Annotated in this window: 24 protein-coding genes; 3 read left to right on the top strand and 21 right to left on the bottom strand. The window is 29.5% G+C overall.

Features of this window, described 5'->3' with window-relative positions; translation table 11 throughout:
• Positions 1–232 precede the first annotated feature (232 nt).
• From G507_RS0100995 to G507_RS0100955, 9 genes are all read right to left on the bottom strand, one after another.
• A complete protein-coding gene (locus G507_RS0100995; protein ID WP_026715729.1) occupies positions 233–931 on the bottom strand; it encodes a hypothetical protein in 699 nt (232 codons plus the stop codon).
• 3 nt (positions 932–934) lie between these two features.
• Positions 935–1126, bottom strand: a complete 192-nt coding sequence (locus tag G507_RS0100990) for a hypothetical protein (RefSeq protein WP_157496451.1) — start codon at positions 1124–1126, stop codon at positions 935–937.
• Positions 1127–1431: 305 nt separating this feature from the next.
• Positions 1432–1875, bottom strand: coding sequence for a zinc ribbon domain-containing protein (locus G507_RS0100985; protein ID WP_026715727.1), 444 nt, complete (start codon positions 1873–1875; stop codon positions 1432–1434).
• Between the two features lie 141 nt (positions 1876–2016).
• The gene (locus G507_RS0100980) at positions 2017–3114 is read right to left on the bottom strand and encodes a slipin family protein (RefSeq protein ID WP_026715726.1); all 1098 of its coding nucleotides are present in this window, start codon (positions 3112–3114) and stop codon (positions 2017–2019) included.
• Between the two features lie 820 nt (positions 3115–3934).
• The gene (locus tag G507_RS0100975) at positions 3935–4465 is read right to left on the bottom strand and encodes a helix-turn-helix domain-containing protein (protein WP_026715725.1); all 531 of its coding nucleotides are present in this window, start codon (positions 4463–4465) and stop codon (positions 3935–3937) included.
• Positions 4466–4760: 295 nt separating this feature from the next.
• Positions 4761–5414 (bottom strand): hypothetical protein, encoded by a 654-nt coding sequence (locus G507_RS0100970; RefSeq protein ID WP_026715724.1) that lies wholly within the window; start codon positions 5412–5414, stop codon positions 4761–4763.
• 9 nt (positions 5415–5423) lie between these two features.
• The gene (locus G507_RS0100965) at positions 5424–8090 is read right to left on the bottom strand and encodes a DEAD/DEAH box helicase (protein WP_026715723.1); all 2667 of its coding nucleotides are present in this window, start codon (positions 8088–8090) and stop codon (positions 5424–5426) included.
• Positions 8087–9091: a Hachiman antiphage defense system protein HamA gene (locus tag G507_RS0100960; protein WP_026715722.1), complete on the bottom strand. Its 1005-nt coding sequence runs from the start codon at positions 9089–9091 to the stop codon at positions 8087–8089. The genes G507_RS0100965 and G507_RS0100960 overlap by 4 nt, the downstream gene beginning before the upstream one ends.
• Before the next feature lie 241 nt (positions 9092–9332).
• Positions 9333–10754, bottom strand: coding sequence for an RtcB family protein (locus tag G507_RS0100955; RefSeq protein ID WP_026715721.1), 1422 nt, complete (start codon positions 10752–10754; stop codon positions 9333–9335).
• A gap of 358 nt (positions 10755–11112) precedes the next feature.
• Between G507_RS0100955 and G507_RS0100950 the strand changes: the two genes are divergently transcribed.
• The 3 genes from G507_RS0100950 (at position 11113) to G507_RS0100940 (ending at position 13273) form a co-directional block, all read left to right on the top strand.
• A complete protein-coding gene (locus tag G507_RS0100950) occupies positions 11113–11403 on the top strand; it encodes a GIY-YIG nuclease family protein (RefSeq protein WP_026715720.1) in 291 nt (96 codons plus the stop codon).
• Between the two features lie 199 nt (positions 11404–11602).
• On the top strand, positions 11603–12214 hold the full coding sequence (locus G507_RS0100945) for an HD domain-containing protein (RefSeq protein WP_026715719.1): 612 nt from the start codon (positions 11603–11605) through the stop codon (positions 12212–12214).
• A 33-nt stretch (positions 12215–12247) separates the two neighbouring features.
• Positions 12248–13273: a helix-turn-helix transcriptional regulator gene (locus tag G507_RS0100940; RefSeq protein WP_026715718.1), complete on the top strand. Its 1026-nt coding sequence runs from the start codon at positions 12248–12250 to the stop codon at positions 13271–13273.
• Here G507_RS0100940 and G507_RS0100935 read toward each other — a convergent pair.
• The 12 genes from G507_RS0100935 to G507_RS0100880 form a co-directional block, all read right to left on the bottom strand.
• Entirely contained in the window at positions 13266–14039 is a 774-nt protein-coding gene (locus G507_RS0100935) for a patatin-like phospholipase family protein (protein ID WP_026715717.1), read from the bottom strand. The two genes, G507_RS0100940 and G507_RS0100935, sit on opposite strands and share 8 nt — an antisense overlap.
• 40 nt (positions 14040–14079) lie before the next feature.
• Positions 14080–14844 carry an alpha/beta fold hydrolase gene (locus G507_RS0100930; RefSeq protein WP_026715716.1) on the bottom strand — a complete coding sequence of 255 codons (765 nt, stop codon included), beginning with the start codon at positions 14842–14844 and terminating at the stop codon, positions 14080–14082.
• A 108-nt stretch (positions 14845–14952) separates the two neighbouring features.
• Positions 14953–15462: a hypothetical protein gene (locus G507_RS0100925; RefSeq protein WP_026715715.1), complete on the bottom strand. Its 510-nt coding sequence runs from the start codon at positions 15460–15462 to the stop codon at positions 14953–14955.
• Positions 15463–15622: 160 nt separating this feature from the next.
• Positions 15623–16600 (bottom strand): phosphotransferase, encoded by a 978-nt coding sequence (locus tag G507_RS0100920; protein WP_026715714.1) that lies wholly within the window; start codon positions 16598–16600, stop codon positions 15623–15625.
• 55 nt (positions 16601–16655) lie between these two features.
• Positions 16656–16823 (bottom strand): hypothetical protein, encoded by a 168-nt coding sequence (locus G507_RS17710; RefSeq protein ID WP_169627273.1) that lies wholly within the window; start codon positions 16821–16823, stop codon positions 16656–16658.
• Positions 16824–17149: 326 nt separating this feature from the next.
• Positions 17150–17527: a hypothetical protein gene (locus G507_RS0100910; RefSeq protein WP_026715713.1), complete on the bottom strand. Its 378-nt coding sequence runs from the start codon at positions 17525–17527 to the stop codon at positions 17150–17152.
• Positions 17528–17576: 49 nt separating this feature from the next.
• Positions 17577–18044 carry an OsmC family protein gene (locus G507_RS0100905; RefSeq protein ID WP_035665340.1) on the bottom strand — a complete coding sequence of 156 codons (468 nt, stop codon included), beginning with the start codon at positions 18042–18044 and terminating at the stop codon, positions 17577–17579.
• A gap of 308 nt (positions 18045–18352) precedes the next feature.
• Positions 18353–18667, bottom strand: coding sequence for an HPF/RaiA family ribosome-associated protein (locus G507_RS0100900; RefSeq protein ID WP_026715711.1), 315 nt, complete (start codon positions 18665–18667; stop codon positions 18353–18355).
• Between the two features lie 36 nt (positions 18668–18703).
• Positions 18704–19222 carry a hypothetical protein gene (locus G507_RS17810; protein ID WP_211218964.1) on the bottom strand — a complete coding sequence of 173 codons (519 nt, stop codon included), beginning with the start codon at positions 19220–19222 and terminating at the stop codon, positions 18704–18706.
• 463 nt (positions 19223–19685) lie between these two features.
• Positions 19686–22190 (bottom strand): cation-translocating P-type ATPase, encoded by a 2505-nt coding sequence (locus G507_RS0100890; protein WP_026715709.1) that lies wholly within the window; start codon positions 22188–22190, stop codon positions 19686–19688.
• A 62-nt stretch (positions 22191–22252) separates the two neighbouring features.
• Complete coding sequence (locus G507_RS17175) at positions 22253–24967, bottom strand: response regulator (protein ID WP_051191440.1); 2715 nt, start codon at positions 24965–24967, stop codon at positions 22253–22255.
• A 40-nt stretch (positions 24968–25007) separates the two neighbouring features.
• Positions 25008–25436, bottom strand: coding sequence for a response regulator (locus G507_RS0100880; RefSeq protein WP_026715708.1), 429 nt, complete (start codon positions 25434–25436; stop codon positions 25008–25010).
• Positions 25437–25440 lie beyond the last annotated feature (4 nt).

Raw genomic sequence — 25440 nt, 5'->3', positions numbered from 1 at the left:
ACTTTTATTTTTTAATATTATTTTTTTAATTTTTGGTAAGTTGTTTCCAAAGCCAATCAAGTAAAATATTTTAACCAAAGGGTGCTAAATAACACTTGAATAAAAAGACACTTATGGCAATAAGCGTATTTTTAGACCTGCCCTAGCCATTAAAAACAAAAAACTAGCAGGTAACATTTTACCTACTAGTTTTATTTAAATTCTAATTTCTTAAAAAAGAATAACGTTTGTATTATAAACTTATATTTATATTCAAAGCAGCTCTTCTATCTTGAAGTTGTGCAATACGAGTTGTGTAGTTATCATATTCAACAACTGTAATTTCGTTTGCTTTTCTTCTTTGAATAAGACGCGTGTTTAAAAGATTGATTTTATAATCGGTTTCATCATACAAAAAAACATTTCGGGTCTGAATTAATCTAAATCCTTCAATAGCTTGGTATTCGTAAACTGGGTGGTATTTTTTATGTTTCATTTTGGCTTGTCTTGAACGCCATTGTCCATAATTTTTATCTGAAAAATAACCATGTTTATTTACAAAAACGTAGTCAAAATTAGGATGTCCTTTTTCATAGTGCTTATTGTCTTTGTGGCTTTTGCTACCATTGTTATGTTTTTTATTAACTTGTTTAAAAACATTGTGATTTCCTTTCTCTTTTTTTTCAGAATTATGATTATTCTGTTTTTGAGATTTATTCCCTTTATCTCCTTTGTTTCCCTGGTTTCGTTTGTTCCCTTTTTCTCCTTGATTTTTTTGATCAAAAGCTAAACTATTTGTTAGGCCATTTTCATTTGCATTAATGTCTAATATAGTAGCACCTTCTAAAAGAGAATTCGTTTTGAAAGTACTAAGGTTTTCACTAGTTGCGTTTGGTTGTTTAAAAGCCATTATTCCAACGGCCAATAAAATTGTAAGTGTTACTTTATACATCGTTTATTTAATTTTGTTTAATAATGAGTCTAGCTCTCCATCTATTTCTTCTAATTCAGTATTTAAATCTTGCGCTTCTTCAATGGTTTTAGTTGTTTCAGAAGTCACTTCTAAATTTTCATCATCTACTTTCTCAGTAGATTGTCCACATGCTGTTAATAAAACTACAGCAAAAATTAGTAGTAATTGTTTCATTTTTGTTTTGTTTAAAATTCCCATTATTGGGGTAAAAGTGAAAATGTATTTATAGAACAAATTTGAGACAATAAACTGTAGCAAGTATTATAAAATAATAGGTATAAGTTATATGTTTCACGGATTTTAATAAGTGTAGCATAATTCACAAAACACAATTAGACAGCTAAACTATGGAAATTAGTTTATGACCAAATTATTTTAACCTATTTTAAAAAAAGATTAGTAAAATAGCTTCTCTACATTGCGAGTTCAGGAGACTTCATAAATCGTGAAATAAAATTAGATATATTATTTTCATAGAATTAAAATTTCAATTCACAATCAGGACAAAATAAATCTGAAGTTTTTAATTTAAACCCACAAGCTGGGCACTTGTCTAAAACTTCTATATAGTTATTTTTAAAACTAATTTTTAAAGTATCAACAAAACCGTTTTCCTTAAATAGAAACTTAGGTTTTTGAAAAGGACTTGCTCGTATTTCAAGCCAAAATTTTTTTTTACTAGTACCCTTAAAAGCAATAACAATTAGAAAGTCTTTAGAAACAACAAATGGAAAATTTCCTATTTCTATTTGATAGAATTTAAATAGTCCTTTATTTTTTTCAAATGGACTATTCTTCCAATCATTTTCAGTTGGATAAGCTATCTCTAATAATTCTAGATCTTTATTTTGAAGGAATGCTATAATTTCGTTTTTATAACTTTTAAAATATCTTTGGTATATAAATTGAATTTGATAATACATTATCAAACAATAAATTGAAATAAAGAAAATAATCAAAAATATATTCAAGGTATTAATTTAATTTATTCGTTAAAAAAAGGAAGCCTGTAATTCATTTCAAATATAACAAAAAACCCCGAAAAATAAATTCCGAGGTTCTACTTATTTAACGAAAATTTCTTTCAATTGACTGATGATGTTACCGCTTCCAGAAATGGTGATTTCACCAATTTTATCGGCAATTTTTTCCACATATTCCATTTCTTTCAATTTCCACAACATTTCGTTTTCTTCCATCAATTTGGCTGTGTTCAATAAACTTCTGGTCGCAGCCGTTTCTTCTCTTCTCATGATACTATTCGCTTGAGCTTTTTTCTCAGCTACCAAAACCTGATTCATGATTTCTTTCATATCTCCTGGCAAGATAATATCTCTAATTCCCACCGCAAATACTTCCAAACCTAAATCAACCATTTTGCTTTTAGTTTCTTCCAAAATTACTTCGGCAATAGTATCTTTTTTAGACAATAATTCGTCTAAAGTAAAAGTACTCACAAAAGCTCTCAAGGCCAACTGCATCGTTACATACAATTGTTTTTCAAAATCCTTATTGCTTACCAAAGCTTTCGCTACATCGATAACTTTGTAACTGGCAAAGAAGTTAATTCGCAAAGCAGCTTTGTCTTTAGTCAATAATTCTTGACCAGAAATTTCCATTTGTTGTTTTCTTGTATCAGCATTTTTAACTTCCACAGCAATAGTGTTGTTCCAAAAGTAGTAAATACCCGCTTCTAATTCTTTTACAAAAGCACCATTTACAAACAACAAACCTTTTTCAAAATTCGCTACAGAAAATTTTCTAATATAAGCTCTAACATTTTGGTTTTCCAACATATTTACTGCAATTTCTTCCGTAATAGCAACCTTACTTGTATCTGCTTTAATGAACGTATTTTCCACATAACCTTTCCAAAAAGCAAATCTTCCTGTGGTTAAAACCTCTTTAAAAATACCATTTACGTAGTATAATGCAATTTCATTATCGGCAATTTCAACAACTTCCAACAAAGAAGCTAACTTTTCATTTTGCAATAAAATGTTTAATTCTATTGGAGCTACAAAAGAGGACTTCATTTCATAAATCATGACTTCTTTGTTTCCCAAAATCCAAAATTTTCCTTCTTCTAAAACAGTTACCAATTTTCTGTTTTCAAACACCAAACCTACTTGGTAGGCCTTAATTGTAATTCTTTTAATCATTATTTCTAGGTATTATAGCTGAACTTTGCAGCGTTAGTTAGTATTTCTTTTTAAATAAAAAAGCCTATTCGTCTCAATCCTCCTTCAAGGACGGAAAAAAGCCAGTTTAGCAAAGCGATGAAAGCGTTTATAGTTATTTTTTGTACAAAACCTAAGTTTAAAAACAAGCAAACCCTAAAGGCAACCAACGGTTTAAAAAACAGAGCCGATTTTTAGGTCTTGTCGTGAGTGCAATACGAGAACACTATTAAATTTGTATTGCCGATCAAGACAAATAGTCTTTTTCCATGGTACATTAAATTTAAAGAGCGAACGCTACTCTGAAAACAGATTTTTAGTCTGTTGGAGACAACCACTGTCAAACACATTAACGAAACGTGTGTAGGATTCGAACCTACGATTTTCTATTGCTCTACCAGACTGAGCTATTCTGACAAAGTCAGAAGTGGGACTCGAACCCACGACAAATAGATAGGGCCGTTTTATGGAAAACTACCGAAACCTTCAAATCAAGTTGCATAGTAAAAACATCATACGCAATGCGAAACGAATACTACAATAGTGCTATACAGAAACACCCAACAAGACTTGCTTGATATTTTTTACTCAAAATTGTCTTTACAACAAAATGAGGTTTTTAATTACTTAAAGAACTTAGTTGCTTTCGCTTTACAAATATTCAAAAGCAACTACGCAACTATTTTACGTAGTACTTTTTTATTTTTTTATTTGTGTGGAAAACACTTATAGCATAGTCTTTTAAACAAAAAAAAACGCCCTTAATAAAAGGACGTTTTGACTATATTTTATAAAAAACTCTTTATTTCTGGTATCGCTTCACTTCTACTTTTATCTCTTTTTGATAAGATTTAATGCTTCTTAACTTTAATTCTAGTTTGGTTTGTGCGAGTGTGCCGTATTTAGCGACCTCTTTTTCTGCTTTTATTTTTAGAACCTCTATATAATCTTGTGAAGGTCTTTCTTCTTTTTTGACTTCGGTTTCTAACAAGTGAACGAATTGAAGTAGCTTTTCACTTTTTTGGTATTTGGATTGAAAAAGCGCTAGTTTTCGTGCTAAAACTTGTTGTTTGTATTGCATTTCCAAAAGTTCTTTTTTGAGTTCTAATGTCAGTTCTTGAAAATCTTTTTCTTTTTTGTCTGAATTTGAAGTTTTAGATTCTTGTTTTTGTACTAAATTATAAAGCGTAACTAATTGAAGTTTAACAGGAGTTGATAAATCGCGTTGACCGATTTCGAACATACCTAACAAGCTTTTAGGAATTTTTAGAAACTGTGCCGCTTCTTCTTGCGTTAGTCCGAGTGCTTCTCTAAATTTAATTCTTTGTTCCATTTTTAAATAGTGACTAGTGTGATTTTTTTATCTACAAAATTATTTTAAGCACAAAGTTGTGATTTTATTTATGAAAACGTTTTTCTAATCACATTATTGTGATTGTTTTAAGGTTTTGGGAATTATAATCACAATTCTATTTGTTTTTAAACTTTGCTAAAAAAATGGAACACAGATTAAACGGATTTGCACGGATTTTTTTAAAAATTAAACCATTTAGACATTTAGAAAAATTTAGTATGAGCCTTAATGGTTCAAAATGATAAATTTAAAGTCTTTCGCTTAGCTACAATTTTTATTTAAATTCATTAATCCTATCAAATAAAAGATCTCTTAAGTCAACTTCATATTCTAAAGTTCTAATTATAGTTTGATTTTCCTTACCTTTAGTTTTAATTAATGTGTCTAAAAATATTGTCTCTATAACTTTTCCTTTTAGAGGTAGTTTCTTAATGTAATTTTTAATTTTTGAATCTTCTCCAAAGAATGTTGTGTCTGATTTAATAATCTGCGCATTATTTAAGGAATCATTACTAATTTTGAAACCAATAAATTCGGCAAACCTTTTTTTAAGTATTGGATAATGAATATCATAAGGTGATCGAAGATATAAATCATTCCCTATTATTTGAAGAAAAATACTATTAGTGTAATCTATTTCTCCACTAGCTAAAAAAGTGATTTTTTCGTTTAGTTTTTTTGAATCTCCTTTTGAAAACCTATACACACATACTATTTTATCCTCTTCATTTTTTACAACAACAATGCTATCATCCGGAGTTTTGGATGGGCTACTATTTGTCTCTTTTTTTATTTTTTGGTTGCAAGAGATTGATGTGATTAATATGACGAATAGAATTAGTTTTCCGATTTTATAGCAAAAAGATTTATAAACCGAAAAGATTTCGAATATTAGAAGGTTCTGGAATTTTAAGCGTTGAATAGTCATTTTATATTATTAAATACTTTTCAAGACTTTAATTCGTCTTAAATATCTATTGTAAATAGGTTTTAATCCTTTTAATTCGTTTTGATTTGATAGCCATTTTAAAACATCATTTTTTTCTCTATAATCTTTGGATGTGCTATTTACATATATATCAAATAATTGAATCGCAACACTTCTAGTTATCCCTGAAGAAATCAATTGTATAATTACTGGTTCTTGAGTTCCTAACTCTAACATTGTTGGTAAACTAATTGTAAGCTTGTAGTCTTCTTTTTGCTGATCTGATAAAATTTCTTCAAGTATATCAGTTAAAACTTTTATGTATTTAGGTAACAAGTGAGTTGTTATAGAAGAATTATATCTTATTGTATTATTAATAACCATATTTATATCTTCTAGGTTTTCCGAGTCTATTTTATAAATACCATCTAATCCAGATAAATAATTTATATTTTGTCTTATAATTTGACCTATAGGTGCACCACCTAGCCACTTTTTTGCCTGCAAACTAATTGAATTTGAGGTTAACCATTTTTGATTATGTTTTTTAAAACCTTCTTCAAAAATATTAAATATTTCATTTAGTCTTGTTACTAAATTTACTAATTGCCAATAAAATGGTCTATCATAAACAGGAATAGATTCTATTTTTTCAAAACTCAAAAATTTATTAAAATTACTATTTTTATTTATTACCCAATCTCTAATATCATTACCTTTAATTGATTTATATAATTCATTTTGTAAAATTGGATCAATAGATGGATTATTCATTAATACTTTTTTTGGAATTACAATTTCATTTAAGTTATTCCTTAAATAACCAATTGCAAGATTTATTTCATTATCAGTAAAATTTTTGCTTTTCAAATATTTCAAAGCATATATTTCTCCTTTTAAAAACTTATGTCTTAAAAAAACAGATATTTGTTGTGCTTTTAAGGTTTCTGTTTTATCTCCTTTTTCAATAGATTTAATAGATATATTTAAATCATTTATATTTAAAGAATTCAAAGCGTTAGATGAGAAAACCTCAATTTCTTTATCATATTCAGCATCATAATAATCACTTGCTTTTTGCTTGTCTTTATAGTCCTCAATATAATAAACTGTTCCATAAAGTGAAGATTTTAATCTACCTGCTCTTCCTATCAAGTTACCAAATTCAAATTTTGTTAATGGTGTATCTCTTTTTTTGGGTTCAAAAGTAAAAAGATTATTAGCAGGTAAATTTACACCCTCTAATAATGTTGAAGTGCAATAAACAGTTGATAACTTTTCATTAATATACAATTCTTCTATTTCTTTTCTTACTATATCAGGTAGTGTTCCATGATGATAAGCAATTTTCTTTTTTAAACATTCAATTAAATAATATTTTTTATGGATATCTTCTTTTAAAAAATCAATTAATTCCTTTATTTCATCATCAATTTCAATATCATCCTCTTTTAAATTAGCATATTTAATAGCCCATTTTTGTGCATAATATCCATTATGAACAAAAACTATATTGAAATCATTAGGAGCAATATAATTTACTAATTGAGCAATTGTATCTCCTTTATTTTGATTTTTACTGAAATTATAATTAAAATCTTGAACAAATTTTTGATATTTACCTTTTTCTGTTTGGAACTCTATATCAAATCTACTTTTTTCATTATTTTTTAAAGTTACTTTTAATTGAAATACAGGAGATAATTTTGTTTGAATTGTGGAACAATCTCTTTCAAAAATATCTTTAAATGTTTTTTCTGGATTATCTATATTAGGACCAGCTGACACAAATTTAGATAATGGGAATTTTAAGGATATTTCATTAAATACGTATTCAAAGGTTAGGCCCCTTCCATAAACATCTTCTATTCCTTGTATCTCGTCAATAAAAACAAATTCGATTTTTATCTTACTGTTCAGTAGCTTAATACACCTTTCTGGTGTTAATATGTATATTTCTTTTTCGAAAATTTCATTTTCTTTAACGAAAGAGGTTTTTATATGTACATTAAAATCTAATTCAGTTTTAAAATCTTCACTAACTTGATTAATCAGAGCTCTAGATGGGACTATATATAAAACTTTAAAATTTTTCTTAATTGAAAATTCATTAATTAAATATTGTTTTATTATAAATGATTTTCCAGAAGAAGTTGGAGCTGAAATTGCGATTTCTGAAATATTATTCAAACCTTGCCATAACTCTTTTTGAAAGTCAGTAATTAAAAATGAATTATTAAATGATGAGATGATTTTTTTTTCTCTTTCAAACAATAATTCATGACTCAATAACTCTCCAAAATCATATTTAGTTTTTAATTTTACAGGATTATCTTCTTTTGTTACATATAATTTCTCTAAAAATTTAGTTGCTGTAAGGTTACCTAATCTAGAAAATAATATATAACATATTTTAAGAATTTCGATATTATCTTTATTATTCAAATAAAGTAAAGAAGCAAATAATTGAGCCTTTCTTTTGTGACTTTGATCATTACTATTACATAAAACAGAAACTAACCAAATAGCTTTTTTTAATTCATCTTCTTCAATTTTTATTGAATTAATAGCATCAAAAACATTAGACATTAAATTTAAAGTATAATCAAAAATTACTTTATTTAATATCTTATGCTCGAAAGCCTGAAAGGAAAGTGTGTAATTATCTTCAATCATATCAAATTATCCATTGTGTCATTAAAATCAGCTACACTATTTGTTGGAATTAAAATAAAATCTAAAAACACTTTTTCTAGTTCAGGAAATTCTTTTACTTTTAAAGCAATACTTTCTAATGTTTTATCCAACTTTGATTTGATATTTTTATCAATTAAATTAGTTAATTCAGTATTATTTAGAGCCTTTTTCATCAACCTATTGTAATTCTTTGTTTCGTACATAATCAATATTGGATGAACCGCTATTTGGCTTTTGAATAATTCGGATTTTTGATCAAGTCTATCGTATAATTCATCAATATCGGTTTCATTATCAACCACTTTTTCAATATCTTTCTGAGCAATAAAAAATTCTAATGTTTTAAAATCAGCTTGAATTTTTGAATCGTAAAATCTATTTATAGATTCCAAAGCATCTTTTTTAGCTCCGGAATAATCTTTCCAAACTTTTGATTCTCCAATTAGATAAGCAATTTCAATATTTCCATTTGGCAATTTATAATTTCCCATAAAAATCCCATCACCTCCTTTGATTTCATCGTGATAATTAGTAAGATTAGTTATTTTATGAGCAATCATTTTACAATCGAAAACTGATTCTACAAGTCCGAATAGAAGTAACTCACCGTATTTCCCACTTTTGGAATCAGAACTCTTTTTTTTAAAAAAACTTTTTGCATCTCTGTAAGTTCTATTATAGACTATTTTAGCAACTTCCTCTTTTTGGTCAATTTCAGTTGCAGAAGTATAATCGTTAATAGTTCTAGAAACCTCTCTTCTTACTAGTCTATCAATTTCAGATTTTGACTTAAAATAATATGGTAATATATCCAATAAAGATTTTGCCAACGAAATAGAATTTATCGTAGTTCCTGATGGCTTAATTGAGAATAATCTAACTTTAAGTTTATCATTCACTTTCTCAGTATAGTGATGATTAAACTCTTTATCAACCCATTTTTTATTAATTGTAATTAAACTACTAAAATCAATAGCCATAATCTATAAATTATAATTTTATATTTTCTCTAAAAAACACTAGCATAATTTATTTCAATAATACACCTCTAAAGAAAATATCCATTTCAACAAATATGCGTTAGATTTTGCAATCATCCTTACGGTTTCCCGTAATCGGCAAAAATAATTTTCAACCAACCAAATTTAAAAAATTAAAAACCACAAAAAGAGATCATTAGATTCAATTTATGGTTTAGTTATTAACATTTTCTTACAAAACTTAATCCTCTCTACTTCCATCATCAGCCATTCGTACCATTTTGGGTGTAAATTTGGCTACAACATCCACCAAATCGGTTTGAGCAGCCATTACTTGGTGAATATCTTTGTAAGCCATAGGAGCTTCATCTAAACCGGCACCAATTAAGGTCACGTTATGGTCTTTTAAGATGCTTTTCATCTCGTTTTTACTAATGTTTTTAATGGCTTTGGTTCTACTCATTTGTCGTCCTGCTCCGTGTGAAGCTGAGTTTATGGCTTGCTCCTCTCCTTTTCCACGGACTAAAAATCCAGGTGCGGTCATACTTCCTGGTATGATTCCCATGACTCCTTTTCCGGCTGGTGTAGCTCCTTTTCTGTGCACAATTACTTCTTCCCCATTATAGTGCTCTTTCCAAGCAAAGTTATGGTGGTTTTCTACTTTAGCTAAAACGGTTGCTCCTAAGGCTTTTTCCATTTTATCGTGAATCACTTCGTGACAAGCAGACGCGTAATCTCCGGCTAAGTTCATGGCAATCCAATATTCTTGTCCTAATTCGCTTTCTAAATCCAAATAAGCTAAGTTTCTGGCAATTTCTGGTAAATTACATACTTCTTTAGCCATTTTTGTATAATGTCCGGCTACAGTAGCTCCAAAACCTCTAGAACCCGAATGCGTTAACAAGGCAACGTATTTTCCTTTGGGAATGTTTAATACTTTATCATCTTGCGCAAATTCAAGGATTCCGAATTCCACAAAGTGATTTCCACCACCTGAAGAACCCAATTGCGACCAAGCTTTGTCTTTCAAATTTTTAATGAACGAATGGTTGTTAAACTCTTTTCGTTCCAAAACCGCATGATCTGTTTTATATTGACCATGAAAACCGTGTCCGGCACCAAATTTAGAATGCGCTAACAATTCGCGTTTGAACTTATCTTCGTTTTCATAATAAAACAATTCTGGAATATCATACACTGACAAAGCCATTCGACAACCAATATCCACACCAACACCATAAGGAATTATGGCATTTTTAGTGGCTAAAACACCACCAATTGGCAATCCATAGCCTTGATGAGCGTCAGGCATTAAAGCACCTGCCACCGTAACGGGTAATTGCATCGCGATATCCATTTGTTTTCTGGCTCCTTCTTCAATATGATTTTCCCCATACAAAGCATAAGCAGGTGGATTTTGGTTTAAAGCTATAAAGTCTTCTGGTTTTTCATTGGCTTTGTCAATAACGGCTTGGGCTAAAGTGCCAAACAAAGCCTCTTCTAAATAACTTTCTGGGTTAGCTAACGCATCTTTATACTTTTCTAGCATTTGTTCTTTGGTCAAACCAGTGCGTTTTCTGTTGCATTTTAAGGCAATACCAATTAAACTTCCTTCTGCATATCCTAAGTCTTTTAAATCGTTTCCGTTGATGGGTGTGTTCATAATTGTAAATTTAGTACTTTTTAATTTCTCAAGTCTGATGGTTTTTATGGAAACATCATCCCTACTTTCTATTTGATGAAGCAAAGGTTTTACTTAAGTACGCAATTATTTTGCGTAGTGTAGAAAGAATTGTATTTTTACGTTAAGTTTTGAACAAAAGTTCTCGATACATTTTAATAAAATTGTTAATCGCATTTTATTAAAACACTCGAACTGACGTATAAAAAACATATTTCGTTTAAAAAAAAAGTTTACAAACAAAACCGTCACTTCGAGTGATTTTATTAATCTAGAACGATATTTTTGGATTGTTAAAATAGTATCGAGAAGTCGTGATTAAAAAATATAATTAGAAAATATGCAACAATCGTTTGTATACATATTAAAATGCAGTGACCAATCCTATTATACAGGTGTTACGAGTAATTTGTCACAAAGATTTTTTCAACACCAAAGTGGATTCTATCCAGATTGTTATACTTACAAGAGAAGACCTGTTGAATTGGTTTTTTATTGTGAGTTTACAGATATTAATTTAGCTATAGAAAAGGAAAAACAGATTAAAAAATGGTCAAGAGCTAAAAAAGAAGCCCTCATAAATGAAGATTATGATGATTTACCAAATTTAGCTAAGAAGAAGTTTTTATAATAACGTGTTCTCGATACATTTTTATAAAATTGCTAATCGCATTTTACAAAAACACTCGAACTGACGTAAAATATGATGAGTCGTTTTTATAACAAGTTTACATTGAAACCGTCACTTCGAGTGATTTTATTAATCAAAAACGATAGTTTTTGATTAATAAAATAGTATCTAGAAGTCGTGATTAAAAAATAACAAAAGCATGCAATTATATCAAACTTATACAGAATTACTTAAGCGTACAAACTTTACTCCCACTAGTATTCCTAAAAATTGGGAAGATTTAGAAAAAGCATATGCTTCAAAATCGAGATACTATCATAAGCTGACCCATATAGAAGCTATGATTTCCTCTTTTGAACAGTATAAAAATGAATTGGAATTTCCCAACGAAGTCCTATATAGCATATTTTATCACGATATAATTTACAAAGCCACGCGAAAAGACAATGAAGAAAAAAGTGCTGCTTTTGCTTTACAAATTCTTCCTAAAAAAACTACTCTAAGTAGTGCGTTAGTATATAAAATGATTTGCGCTACAAAGCTTCATCAAAAGAGTGAGATAAACGACATCAACTGGCTAATTGACTTTGATTTAAAAATATTATCATCTGATTATTCAAGCTATGAAAATTATACCCAACAAATAAGAAAAGAATATAAAATTTATCCTGATTTACTCTACAAACCTGGAAGAAAAAAAGCATTACTTCATTTCCTAGAAAATGATTTCATCTATCAAACCAAAACTTTTAGAGAAAAACACGAAACCCAAGCCAGAACCAACATCCAAAAAGAAATTAAGACTTTATAACGCTGAACACTAACTACTGAACACTGAAAAAAAATGGCCCAAAACAAAAACGCACTAATCCGCTACAAAACTATAGACAAATGCTTGCAAAACAACTACCGTCAATGGACTTTAGAGGATTTAATTGAAGCTTGTTCGGATGCTTTATTCGAATATGAAGGCAAGGAAAATAAAGTTAGTAAACGTACGATTCAGTTAGATATTCAGTTGATGCGCAGTGAAAAATTGGGATATAATGCTCCTATTGAAGTCTATGATAAAAAGTACTATCAATATGCGGAAGAAGGTTTTTCGATAACGGATATTCCGCTTACAGAAACCGATATGAATGTCCTAACAGAAACGGTTTCTATGTTAAAACAGTTTAAAGATTTCTCTTTATTTAATGATGTAGCCGACATTTTACAACGTTTAGAGGACAAGATTTATGCAGAAAAATCGAATAACAAACCCGTAATTCATTTGGACAAAAACGAGAGTTTAAAAGGGTTGCATTTTTTGGACGAATTGTATCAAGCAATTATAAAGAAAGTTGTTTTAAAGTTAGAATATCAATCGTTTAAAGCTCGAGAATCGAATACGTTTATCTTTCATCCCTTTGCTTTGAAAGAATTTAATAACAGATGGTTTTTAATTGGGAAACGAAACAGCACTAATCCCATTGTAAATTTAGCTTTAGACCGAATTATAGCTATTGATTATGAATTCAATCAAACCTATTTGGAAGAAGATTTTGATGTAGATGAATTTTATAAATATGTGGTTGGTGTTACGGTAAACAAAGGATTACAACCTAGAATTATTCAACTTTGGTTAGATAAAACGAATGCTCCTTATGCTATTACAAAACCTTTACACAGTACACAACGCATTCTTCAACAAAACGAAGACGGAAGCATCATCATAAGTTTATACCTAAAAGAAAATTTTGAGTTTGAACGCTTGTTGTTGGGTTTTGGTGCTGGTTTAGAAGTTTTAAAACCTGAAAGGCTTAGAAATAGAATGAAAACTATTTTAGAACAAAGTGTGCATTTGTATCAAAAAGATACTATTATTTAATAGTATTCATCAACTCTTTTATTTCTTTTTCAAGAGATAATCCATGTTGATAACCATAATTATAAATCAAATCAATTTTATCCAAATCCAACAAGCCAAACTGACTCATTTTGGGTGGTTCTATATATAAATCACATAGCGTAAATTTGTGGCTATTAGCACTGTTTAAGGCTAAATGAAAGCTTCTATCCAATATGTTTTTAGTGGGTATTTCTTGTTTTGCTTTACTTATAGAGTTTACATTAATTCCGATAATTTTATGGCATTTATCCAGCAAAGGTTCAATAGGAAAATTATTTAACACGCTACCATCAACATAATGAGTTCCTCTATAATGTATGGGTTGAAACAACACTGGAATACAACTTGAAGCTAATAAAGAAGTAGATAATTCACCTTCTGAAAAATAATTAATTTCTCCTTTTAAGATATCTGTTGCTGCAATAAAAAGAGGAATTTTAAGATCTTCAAAGGAATTGTTTTTAAAATAGGTTTTATAGATATCTTCAAAACCTTTCATAGAAAACAAACCTTGTTTTACAATGTTCAAGTTTGAGAAATTAAAAAAATGACCGTTTTTTATGATGGAAATTATTTCATCTATACCTAAACCTTTGGCATAAAAAGCTCCAACAATAGCTCCAGCACTTGTACCCGAAATAATAGAAGGTCGTATACCTAATTCTTCTAAGGCTTTTAGGATTCCCAAATGAGCGATGCCTCTTGCTCCTCCTCCAGATAATACTATTCCGTAATCGTATTTCATAGTGTTACTTTCTTTAAATCAGTTCTTAGTGTATTCAAAATTAAAGCAATGTTTTAATAAAAATAGTGGTTTCCAATAAAACTTTTGCTGGAGCTTCTTTATGGGGTGTATGTCCAATTGCTGGAAGTATATACTTTTGAGTCCTACCACTCACCTGTTCTATAATACTTTCTACTTGTTTTAGGGAACCATACTCATCGTTCTCTCCTTGAATAATTAAAGAAGGACATTTAATTGCGCGCAAAAAGGGTTCTATGTTCCACGAAATAAAGTCGGGTTTGTTCCAAGTAGCTGCCCAAGCCCAAAACATAGGCTCTGTATTAGCACCATGGTATTTTTCTAATTTGACTTTTAAATCAGATGTTTCGTAAAGTTGTATCGCTTCTTTAATTCCTTTTATCGTAACATCTTCCACGAAAACATGAGCTCCTTCTGTAATGATTCCCATAACTCTTTCGGGATATTTGGCAGCCATCAATAAAGCAATAGAACCACCGTCGCTATGTCCAAATAAGATAACTTGGTCTAACTTCCAATAGTCTAATAAATCATTTAAAATATCCGCTTCGTCTTCCATATAAGTATTCTCGCGATGCTCATAAGAAAAGCCGCAAGACTTTCCATACCCTTGTCGGTCGTAGATTAGTACATTACATTGCGTCATTTCTCCCAATTTTGCCGGAAAATCTCTCCACAACGCAATACTACCTAAGGAATCATGTAGAAATATTATAGTTGGTTTACCTGGATAATTATCTATTCTTTTAATTGCTATTTTGGAAAGGGAAAGGTTTTGGCTTTGCATCAGATCTAAATTATTGAATTGATTTCAAAAAAAAACTTCTCAAATTTATTATAAAATTTGAGAAGTTTTTTTAATTTATTAGAAAATTATTTAGCATTTAAACTAAAATTATTCTTTTGTAAAAAGGGCTTTTATTTCTTTAAGGCTAACTGTTTTAACTTCTTCCGTCATCCAATTTGTAGTGGTTCCTTGTTTGATATCTGCATTTAAATAACGTTCACCGCATTGAGCAATAAAGTAATCAGAACTCTTTTCTCCTGGATGAGATATTTCAGTAGAATTCTCAACTACTTTGTCTAAAGCCATTACATAGTATTGGTCTTTTTTGAATTTGTTTAAAAAAGGTCTACAAATATTTACATCTCCACCCCAAACTGTAATTTTTCTTTTCTTTTCTTTTCCTTTGTAAGTTTCAATAACCTCAAGTTCCATTGAAATTGGTGTTTCAACACCATAAATGTTTTTATAAGTCAAATATTTGGTCACTTTTACCAAGGCTACAAATTCTGCTTCTGGAGCTGCATTTTTAAATTCATCTTGACTGTTGCAGTCACATGCAAATGAAAATTGTCCGATTGTTAAACAGATTAGGGTTAAAAGTATAGAAAGTTTTTTCATGGTAATTGGTTTGATTTTTGGCTGTAGTATGTTTCTAATTTGTTATTTAATAGTACTAGTATTAAAACAAATATATAGTAAAAATTTAGAAAGTTCAATGTTTTGCTTTAAAAAAACATATAAGCACCAAATAGTGATAATTTTTTCTATTTTTTTTGTGCTATTTTTTGTAATAATCAAGCCATGCTTTTATTCTTCCCACAAACATGGTAAGATAATTTTCTGTCAAGAATATATTGGACCAATCAAAACGTTGGGCTTGGACGCCAAGATAATAGATAAAAATAGAAGCTCCAGCTTCTGGAATTAATTGAATTTCAGCATCAGATAAAGGTCTTTCTTTTTGGTAACCTTTTAAGAAACTTGCTACTTTTGATTCATATAGCTCTTTGTCAGTTTCTATAAAAAACAATTGTTTGCAAAAATAACCTACATCTAAAATTAAAGGTCCATTACCACAATTATCAAAATCAAAAATAGTAATTTCATTAGCCTTAGTAACACTCAAATTATCATACCAAATATCTAAATGTACGATTCCTTTTTGTTCCGCTGAAAATGTTGTGGTTTGAAAAGTTTTAGAAATAGAAGAACTCATTTGTTGAATCAATTGCATGGATTTCAAATCTTCTCTAAAAAAAGGTTTTAAATTTTGATAGGATTTAGTTAGTAAAACATCAAGATTATAAGTGACTCGATCTATTTTTTTTCTTTCTGTAACTTGATGAATTTTAGCCATAAGTGAACCAATAGTAGAACAAGTCTCTTCGGTCATAAATCGTACTTTCTCACCTTTAGCAAATGAAAAAAGAACGACATAACGAATTCCTTCTGGAGCATTAATTTCTTGAATTAATTTCTCATTTTTATCGGCAATAGGAAAAGAAATCGAAAGATTATTTTGTTTCAACAAAAGCAAAAGACTTAACTCTGCTTCTATCTCTTCTTTGGTTCTCCATTTGTGGCAATAAACTCTGACAACATATTTAGAAGAAGTATCGTCCAAAAAATAAGTATGGTTTACACCTGTTCTAAACAATTTACATTCAAACTGGTCTCCTAATAAATAATTCTTTTTTAAAAAAATCCCTAAAGCATCTGCAGCTAAAGTTGAAGTCGTAACAGGAAAAGTGCTCATTTATAGTGTTTTGATTAAAAGTAGAAATGGGAAAAATAAATTTTATCTTTATACTTTAATTTTTTAAGGCATGAAGAGCCCAGGCAATTAAAAAAAATCCTATTCCGGTAATTATAGGTGGCAAAATTAGTTTTGGCCCATAAAAACCACCAATATAAATCATTAGTATACCCAAAATAATTAATAAAAGGCTTGTTGTCGTTAAAACTTTATTTTTGTCCATTTTAAATATTTTTAAAGTCAAATTGATTAAAGAATTACAATATACAAAATTAGATACTCCTTTATCATTTATGAATTGAAAAACTTAATGATGTTCCTCTTTTAATTAAAGATAAATCATATTCAATTTTTAGTATTAGGAATAACTATTTTCTGATAATATTCAACAAATTTATATAGTTATTTATTAATTTCAATAAAAGATCAAAAATAGATTTATAATGCTAGATTTAACCTAAAAAAACAACCATAAAAAAAAGACTTTTACCTTCCTTTTATGATTGCTTATTTTAATCTAAATAAAGTGTAAGCTCTAAAAGTAGTATACTAATTCCCAAAATGATTTTTTACAAAAGCATCTTTTTCATTATCGGTCATTTTATCTGCTGCTTCAACATCAATTTTTATGCTTTTAAAGTGTGAGTCTCCATTCAAATAATTATGCAATTCTGTTTTAGCATTTGTAGGGCCAAATAATAGGACATGATCATAATTTAAAATTGAATTCCCAATTTCTTTATAATAAGCTTCATGCATTTGTTGTCTCTTATTGTGCATGCTTTTTTCACTTTTACTTAAAGCTTCTTCTTTAGTTTCAAAAGTAAAGTCTGAAGTTATAACTTTAGTTTCTTTATCAGCATTTAAATCTATCAGTTGAGCAGTGGCATGATCCATCCATATGCCTAAGTTTTTTTGTGCTTTCATTGTATTGTTTTTTTTAATTATATTTTTTATTGTTTTAATTATTAGTTTTTTATTTGCTATCTAATAAAAGAGGCTCTACTAAAACTTCTATTTCTGTGGTTACTTTCGATTTAATGGAACGAGAAATTAAACATGCATCTTCTGCTTTTTTTATAATTCGAATAGCTTTATTTTTATGTAGCTCTTCATGAATTACTACAGTTGGTTTTAGATGTATTTCGCTCATGACTAACTTGCCATCTACTTCTTCTAGCGTTCCTTTAGCTTCACATTTAAAACTAACAAACTCTAGAGTCGAATGTTCAGCAATGGCTAAAAAAGTTGTCATTAGACAACTACTTACAGCAGCTACAAATAAATGCTCTGGCGTCCAAATACCTTCAATTCCCTTAGAAAATTCAGGTGGTGTGGCTACTTCAATACAAATACCATTCTTCTTATTCAATTCAGGAGAACAAAGAATACCTTTTCGAGTGTTTTCCCAGTTGATATCAACATTGTAATAGTGTGAATCCATAATTTTAATTTGTTTTAGTGATTAAAGAAAGTGTTCAAAAAAATAGTATAACCAATCTAATGATATGATCAGCGGAAACCTTATTTTTTTATCTAATTTTAATTAATGAATGTTCTTTCCTTAAAAATTGCTGGAAAGAATTTGTTTGTAACGTAAATTAATAAAGCCCCTCACACAAAGTGCATTACCCAATAGTGATAATAACTGTTATAGTGCATCATGATATTATTATTTTAAATTGTTACTCTGAGAATCGAAAACCAAACTTTTTTATAATTTGTAAAGTGTGTTCCAAATAAAGGTTTTTTTTAATGATTTTTCAATCGCCCAAGAACAGTATCTAAAGCTGTTTTTAGTTTTTCTATAGCACCCGAAACGGCATTTTTAGCCGTATCAGCTTCACAGCTAACAGCCATTGGCTCTCTTCCTTCAATTCTGGCTTCAAGAACACAATGAATATCATTTTGCCCTTCTTTTTTTCCATTTTCATCCTTTAAATGGACTTCTATACGCGTTAATTGAGATTCAAACCGTTCTAATTTTTCAGCTATTAAAGAAGTAAAATAGTCTTCTTGATTTTCATCTCCTGATATTGTTTTGTCTGTATTAAATAGAATTTTCATAATATATATATGTTGCTTTATAGTTATTAAAATTTATTATCCTTTGTCTTCATCTAAATTGTTGTGATTGTCTCCACCTATGCTGTAATAGTTATTTTCTTCATCTTCACTACCAATATTTTCTTGTTGATTATCTAATTCTGAACCTGGCACATCTAAATCAGCACCCGTTTTTAAATCTCTAAAGTCTTTTTCATTCCAACCAGTCTCTTTTTCGTTTGGTATTTTCTTTTTGGAAATATCTTCAGGATTTATATCTTTTTCTTCCTTAGATTTTACATAAATATCATCTGATGCAGGATAAATCTGAAAGTCTGCATATTCTTTTGTTTTTTGAGTCTGTTTACTTTCTGCTTCATTGTGAGTATTTGCATATTTATCCAAAATATCTTTTAGAGAATTATTATAATTTTCTAGACTTTTAAGGTTTACTTGTTCATCTTCTGAATTATTATCTGGCATTTCACTAATAAATTTTGTTAATTCTGGATAATCTTGTTGAATGGTTGTTGTAATCTTAATGATACTTTGTTCTAATTCGGCTTTAGTTTTCATTATGTTTATTTATTTGATTAATATATTTTACTAAAATTGTGATACACTTTAATGCATATTTAATAAGCGTAAACTTTGGCTAATCCGCTGAAATTATTCTTAACATAGAATATTTAACTATTCTAAAGTTACAAATTCATTAACAAAAGATGTTACACAATTTTTAATTTAAATTGTATAATTATTAGATAAAAAAGCCTTTTTTTTAAGAGAAATTTAAATTTATTTCTTCGCTTTTTAAAGGGAATAAATTATAAATGAATTTTAGATAAAAGTGAGTTGAATGAATTTAAAATGGTCAAAAATAAAATACTAATTAGGTTAAAAAACCTCTTATTTATAAAGTTACAACAATATAACTCTTAACCTAAACAATTGTTAAATAACTTATACTCAATAAAATAATTTTAAAAAAAAATATAGAAAGAGTAATCTTATTAATTTACTAATATAAACTACTTACTTAATTAGGTTTGTTTTGACTCCTAGTTCTTATTTTTACTAATTCATACCAAATGACAGATACAAAACCGATTCCAATACAAGTAATCAATTCTGTAAGAGTTAAGTTCTCGAATCCAAAGAAAGAAGTTAACGGTCGAACATAAAGCATAAGTCCTGTAATCATCGTAGTGATACTAATGATTAATAAAACCATTTTATTTTTGTACTTCAATGTAGTAAATATAGAATAATAAAAAGAACGATTTATTAAAGTTAAAAAGATATTTGCGGCTATTAAAACAGTAAAAACCATTGTTCTTGTGTGTGCTTCATTAAATCCTAAGGAAATAGAATATTGATAGGTAAAAAGTGTTCCTGCAGTAATTACCAATCCCTGAATAATACTAGTTGTTAACTCTTTCCAGTTAAAAAAGGTACTCGTAAAAGGTCTAGGCTTATTAAACATGGTGTTTTTCTCCATAGGTTCATTTTCAAAAACAATAGAACATGTAGGACCCATAATTAATTCTAAAAAAATAATATGTACTGGTGAAAAGATATTCGGATAAATCCAACCTAATGCCAAAGGAATAAAAACGGTCAGAATTATTGGAATGTGAATGGATATAATATACTGAATCGCTTTTTTAAGATTTACATATATTTTTCTACCCATGGCTACAGCATCTACCATTTTAGATAAATCATCCTCCAATAAAATTAAGGAAGCAGCTTGTTTGGCAATCTCTGTTCCTTTTTTTCCCATTGCAATACCAATATGTGCCGCTTTTAATGCTGGACCATCATTAACCCCGTCACCTGTCATAGCTACAATCTGATTTTGTGCTTTTAAAGCCGTAATAATTCTTAATTTAGCTTCAGGAAACATTCGGGTAAAAATTGTAGTTTGCATTACTTTTTCTTGCAATTCAGCATCTGATAACTGCATTAATTCATCACCCCTTAAGCTATGTTCGTAGCCTTTGAATCCGATCTGTTTTGCAATGGCCATGGTAGTTGCAGCATTGTCACCTGTTATTATTTTTACAGCAATTCCGGCTTGATAAAAATCCTCTAATACTTTAGTAATGTTCTTTTTAGGTGGATCGTAAAAAGCGACAATACCTTTAAATTGAAACTGAAACTCTTGTTGTGTTGCTGGAAAATTAGTCCCTTCAAAGGCACTTTCTGCTACGCCTAAAACACGATAACCTTCTTGAGTAATTGTTTCTATGGCATTATTAATGCGTTCCTTTTCATCTTTAGATAATGTAGAAATAGCTATTAAGGCTTCAGGTGCTCCTTTGGCTGCAATGAATCGTTTTCCTGATTCATTCTGAAAAACATGTGTCATCATTGGAGGTTTCCCTCCTAATGGATATTCGTGAACTAGCTTAAAATGAGGTCGCTCATCTTCTGATGTAAAATCGCTATAAGCTTTGTGCAAGGCAACTTCCATCGGATCAAACGGAATAGGTTCACTAGCCCACATAGCAAGGGTTATAAGGTCTTTTTCTGAAACATTTGCTTTTTTTGGAGCAACTATTCTATTTGAAGTCAGAGAAAATACTTTAGCCAAACTCATACGGTTTTCGGTAATAGTTCCAGTTTTATCGGTACAAATAACAGTAGCTGAACCTAATGTTTCCACTGTTTTCATTTGTTTGACAACTATACCTTTTTGCATCAATCGCCAAGCACCAATAGCCATAAAAGTTGTAAATGCCATCGGAATTTCTTCAGGTAAAATACTCATAGCCAAAGTCAGTGCCTTTAATAAACTGTCTAATATATCATACGAATGAAAATAATTGATAGCCCAAACTATTACAAAAACAATAGCACCAACAAAAACTAATTTTTTTACAAAATTGTTAATTTGTAATTCTAAAGGTGTTTTTTCTTCTTCTATGCTTTCTAAACTCTTACCAATCTTTCCTAATTGGGTTTCGTTTCCAATATGTGTAATGGTTATAATGGCTAATCCACTTGCAACAGTTGTTCCATTGAAAACAAAGGGTTCTGCTTCATCCTTGTCTTTAAAAATAACCATTGATTCTCCAGTTAATATGGATTCGTTGACCGAAAAATCATTGGAATGGACTATTCTACCATCAGCAGAAATTGAAGTACCTTCTTCTACAATTAAACTATCTCCAACCACTAATTCTTCACTCGGAATTTCAATAGTCTCTCCATTTCTAATGACTTTGCAATGAGGTTGTGATAGATTTTTTAATTTTTGCAAGGCATTGCGACTTCTCGAATCTTGAAACAATGCAATTACTGAAACAATTATTATAGCTGAAGCAAGAAAAATCCCATCACCAATATTACCACTTACAAAATAGATGATTGATGCCACCAATAATAAAAGAATCATGGGTTCTTTAGCTAAATTTTTTATAGCATCTAAAACCGTATTCTCTTGTTTATAATTTAATTTGTTTTGACCATGGAGTTCTCTTGCAGAAATTACTTGTTCATTGCTTAAGCCTTTTATGTTGTAATTCGTTTCAGGCATTGTTTTAAATAATTTAGTAAAGTGATTCGTATGTTGGAGAAACTTCAGAAGGAATATAGAGCTTATTGCAGATTTTCTTTAATAGCTAAATATAGAGCTTCTTTTTTAATAGGTTTGTTGATATAACTGTTGCAACCTGAATTTTTAATTTTTCCCTCATCTCCAGATAAGGCAAAAGCAGTTTGTGCAATAATTTTTACATTACTGTTTATAAGACGAATTTGTCGTGTTGCTTCAAAACCATCCATTATTGGCATTTGTATGTCCATTAAAATAATGTCAATATCAGGGTTGATTTTATATAATTCGACAGCCTCTTGACCATTTCGAGCAATCAATAATTCACTAGCTATCGGTTTTAGTAGAAAAGTTAGGAGTGTTTTTGAGATTTCGTCATCCTCTGCAATAAGAATTTTTAGATTATTCGGAATTCCATAATCAGTAGATATAATAGTCTCTTTTTCTTGTTTTACTATACCTTTTGCAGGAGAATAAGGCAGTGTAAAATAAAAAGTCGACCCAACACCTACTTTACTTTCAACACGAATGGTACCTCCCATAAGTTCTACAAATGCTTTTGAAATAGAAAGACCTAAACCTGCTCCATGTCTTACATTTCTATCTAAAATATCAGCTTGAATGAATCGTTTAAAAATGACTTCCTGTTGATCGGTAGTAATCCCAATACCTGTATCAGAAATATAAAATTCTATAAAGGAATTCTTTTCAGAGTTTATTAGTTTATACCCTATTTCGATTACTCCATCATCGGTATATTTAATGGCGTTTTTAATTAGATTTAAAAGAATAGAATATAATTTTTCGCGGTCTAAATTTAATATGGCATCTTGTTTTATTAAGGAAGAATTCTGAATAAGTTGAATCCCTTTTTTTTCGGCTTCTAGCTTAAAGAAAGTATAGGCATATTCTATTTGAGCATTTATATTTGTTTCAGATACTGTCAATTCTACTAAACCTGCTTCTATTTTTGAAATATCTACAATATTATTAATAATATTAAGCATTCGATTACCACTTTTATCAATAATTTCGAGATATTTTCTTTGCTCATCACCACTAAGATTAGGTTCTTTAAGCAATTCTGAAAAGCCCAAAATACCGTTCATCGGAGTTCGAATTTCGTGGCTTATGTTAGCTAAAAAAGCTGATTTTAGGCGGTCGCTTTCTTCTGCTTTTTCTTTAGCAAGAATAAATTCATTAATTATTTTTTTCTTTTCAGTGATATCCGTTTTTACAGCTAAATAATGTGTTATTTCACCTTCTGAATTTTTTATGGAGGAAATAGACGCTTCTTCCCAATATAAGCTTCCGTCTTTTCGTTTATTATGAAATTCACCTCTCCATTCTTTGCCAGAAGCAATTGTTTTCCATAGTTTTTTATATTCTGAGGCAGAAGTATGTCCAGATTTTAAAATACGGGGATTTTTTCCAATTACCTCCTCTAAAGAATAGCCTGTTATTGACGTAAACTTTGGGTTAACATATTCTATATTTCCTTTAGTATCAGTTATAACGATAAGCGTTGGACTTTGATCTACAGCAAGAGAAAGTTGTAGTAATTTATCCGAAATTAATTTACGATCAGAAATATCCCTAGATACACCCAAAACACCAACTGGGTTTTTCTTATCGTCTAAAATCAGTGAAGCTTTAACTTCAGTCCAAATAGTTGTTTTGTCCTTTCGAAACATTTCTAACTCAATGGATTTTTGAACTACTTCGTTGTTTTGAATGTATGTTGTATCTGCAAGTAATTCTGATAATAGTTTTATTGCTCTCTGATAAGATGAAGGTGTTAATACATCACTTATTTGTTGCTTCATAGCTTCTTCAGGCTCAAACCCTCGCATAGTTTTCACTGCAGGACTTACATAAGTATAGTTAAGGTCCATATCTAGAGCAAAAATAGTATCCGCAGAATTATCTGCTAATAAGCGATATTTAGCTTCACTTTCTAGATGAGCATCATGTTTTCTTTTTAATTCCCAATGTTGAAAAGAGTTAAGGATAAGACTTGGAAGTCTAATTAAATAATTTTCACTTTTTGTAAGGTAATCATTAGCTCCAAGTTTAAGAGCTTGTACAGCTAGTTCTTCACTTCCTTGCCCGGTGACTAGGATTAAAGGAATATCTAGATTTAGTGTTTGTCTAATGGTCTTTATTAATTCTAAAGCATCCATACCAGGTAACCTATAATCCATTAAAATAACCTTATATTTTTCGGTTGATTTTAATCTGGATAAAGCTTCATTGGCTGTGGATACAGAATCTATGTGAATAAAAGGGGCATATTGCGAAAAATGACGAATTGTAAAATCTATATCTGCCACGTTATGCTCTATGTATAAAATTTCAATTACATCTGATTTATTTGAGGCATTTTCTTTAAAATTTTGAATGGCTTGTTTTATAAGGTTAGGCAGTGTACTAATATAGTTTGTTCGTTTTACAACATAGTCTTCTGCTCCCATTTTTAAAGCCGTAACCGCAGCTTCTTCATCTCCAGAACCCGTGACCATTATTATCGGGAATTCCATCTGAAGTTTTCTAATTTCTATAAGAAATTCAATTCCATTTCCGTCAGGTAAATTCATATCTAAAAGAGCAATGTCAAACAGAGCATTTGATTGTAAAAGGACTCTCGCTTGTTCTACTGTTGAAGCATGTTCAATAACAAGGTCTGGAATAAATCCATAAAGTCCTATTTTTGCTAAATCTGCATCAGAAGAATTATCTTCAAGGAGTAATATTTTCATAAAACTTTTGGTTTAAATATTTTTTTTTCTTGCAAGGACTTTAAGAAGATTTGTTTATTAATCTCCAATATAAATCTATATGACCAACAACATCAAGAAAATTTTCAAAACTTACGGGTTTTACAATATACGAATTAACTCCCAATTTATAAGCTTTTTGTAAATCAGAAGATTCTGATGAAGTAGTCAAAATTACAACTGGAATGGCTTTAAATTCGGGATGTGACTTTAATTTTTCAAGTACTTCTAATCCGTTAATTTTAGGCATATTTAGATCAAGTAATATTACAATTGGTGTGGGTTCTCCATTTTCCCATCGTTCCAAATACTGCATCGCCTCTTCACCATCTCTTGCAATTTGAATAGGATTTGAAATATTTTTAGCTGTAAAGGCTCTTAAAGTTAAATCTAAATCAATAGGATTATCTTCTACTAGTAAAATCGATTTTTCAATGGTATTAAAAGTCATAATT

Origin of the sequence: Flavobacterium gelidilacus DSM 15343 (genome assembly GCF_000422685.1) — a bacterium.
GTDB lineage: Bacteria > Bacteroidota > Bacteroidia > Flavobacteriales > Flavobacteriaceae > Flavobacterium > Flavobacterium gelidilacus.
The sequence above is the reverse complement of the archived record's forward strand: the minus strand, read 5'-3'. Positions and strand labels throughout refer to the sequence as shown.

Coding starts and splice junctions, on each gene's coding strand:
- G507_RS0100995 (WP_026715729.1), bottom strand. CDS start 931: ATGTATAAAGTAACACTTACAATTTTATTGGCCGTTGGAATAATGGCT.
- G507_RS0100990 (WP_157496451.1), bottom strand. CDS start 1,126: ATGAAACAATTACTACTAATTTTTGCTGTAGTTTTATTAACAGCATGT.
- G507_RS0100985 (WP_026715727.1), bottom strand. CDS start 1,875: ATGTATTATCAAATTCAATTTATATACCAAAGATATTTTAAAAGTTAT.
- G507_RS0100980 (WP_026715726.1), bottom strand. CDS start 3,114: ATGATTAAAAGAATTACAATTAAGGCCTACCAAGTAGGTTTGGTGTTT.
- G507_RS0100975 (WP_026715725.1), bottom strand. CDS start 4,465: ATGGAACAAAGAATTAAATTTAGAGAAGCACTCGGACTAACGCAAGAA.
- G507_RS0100970 (WP_026715724.1), bottom strand. CDS start 5,414: ATGACTATTCAACGCTTAAAATTCCAGAACCTTCTAATATTCGAAATC.
- G507_RS0100965 (WP_026715723.1), bottom strand. CDS start 8,090: ATGATTGAAGATAATTACACACTTTCCTTTCAGGCTTTCGAGCATAAG.
- G507_RS0100960 (WP_026715722.1), bottom strand. CDS start 9,091: ATGGCTATTGATTTTAGTAGTTTAATTACAATTAATAAAAAATGGGTT.
- G507_RS0100955 (WP_026715721.1), bottom strand. CDS start 10,754: ATGAACACACCCATCAACGGAAACGATTTAAAAGACTTAGGATATGCA.
- G507_RS0100950 (WP_026715720.1), top strand. CDS start 11,113: ATGCAACAATCGTTTGTATACATATTAAAATGCAGTGACCAATCCTAT.
- G507_RS0100945 (WP_026715719.1), top strand. CDS start 11,603: ATGCAATTATATCAAACTTATACAGAATTACTTAAGCGTACAAACTTT.
- G507_RS0100940 (WP_026715718.1), top strand. CDS start 12,248: ATGGCCCAAAACAAAAACGCACTAATCCGCTACAAAACTATAGACAAA.
- G507_RS0100935 (WP_026715717.1), bottom strand. CDS start 14,039: ATGAAATACGATTACGGAATAGTATTATCTGGAGGAGGAGCAAGAGGC.
- G507_RS0100930 (WP_026715716.1), bottom strand. CDS start 14,844: ATGCAAAGCCAAAACCTTTCCCTTTCCAAAATAGCAATTAAAAGAATA.
- G507_RS0100925 (WP_026715715.1), bottom strand. CDS start 15,462: ATGAAAAAACTTTCTATACTTTTAACCCTAATCTGTTTAACAATCGGA.
- G507_RS0100920 (WP_026715714.1), bottom strand. CDS start 16,600: ATGAGCACTTTTCCTGTTACGACTTCAACTTTAGCTGCAGATGCTTTA.
- G507_RS17710 (WP_169627273.1), bottom strand. CDS start 16,823: ATGGACAAAAATAAAGTTTTAACGACAACAAGCCTTTTATTAATTATT.
- G507_RS0100910 (WP_026715713.1), bottom strand. CDS start 17,527: ATGAAAGCACAAAAAAACTTAGGCATATGGATGGATCATGCCACTGCT.
- G507_RS0100905 (WP_035665340.1), bottom strand. CDS start 18,044: ATGGATTCACACTATTACAATGTTGATATCAACTGGGAAAACACTCGA.
- G507_RS0100900 (WP_026715711.1), bottom strand. CDS start 18,667: ATGAAAATTCTATTTAATACAGACAAAACAATATCAGGAGATGAAAAT.
- G507_RS17810 (WP_211218964.1), bottom strand. CDS start 19,222: ATGAAAACTAAAGCCGAATTAGAACAAAGTATCATTAAGATTACAACA.
- G507_RS0100890 (WP_026715709.1), bottom strand. CDS start 22,190: ATGCCTGAAACGAATTACAACATAAAAGGCTTAAGCAATGAACAAGTA.
- G507_RS17175 (WP_051191440.1), bottom strand. CDS start 24,967: ATGAAAATATTACTCCTTGAAGATAATTCTTCTGATGCAGATTTAGCA.
- G507_RS0100880 (WP_026715708.1), bottom strand. CDS start 25,436: ATGACTTTTAATACCATTGAAAAATCGATTTTACTAGTAGAAGATAAT.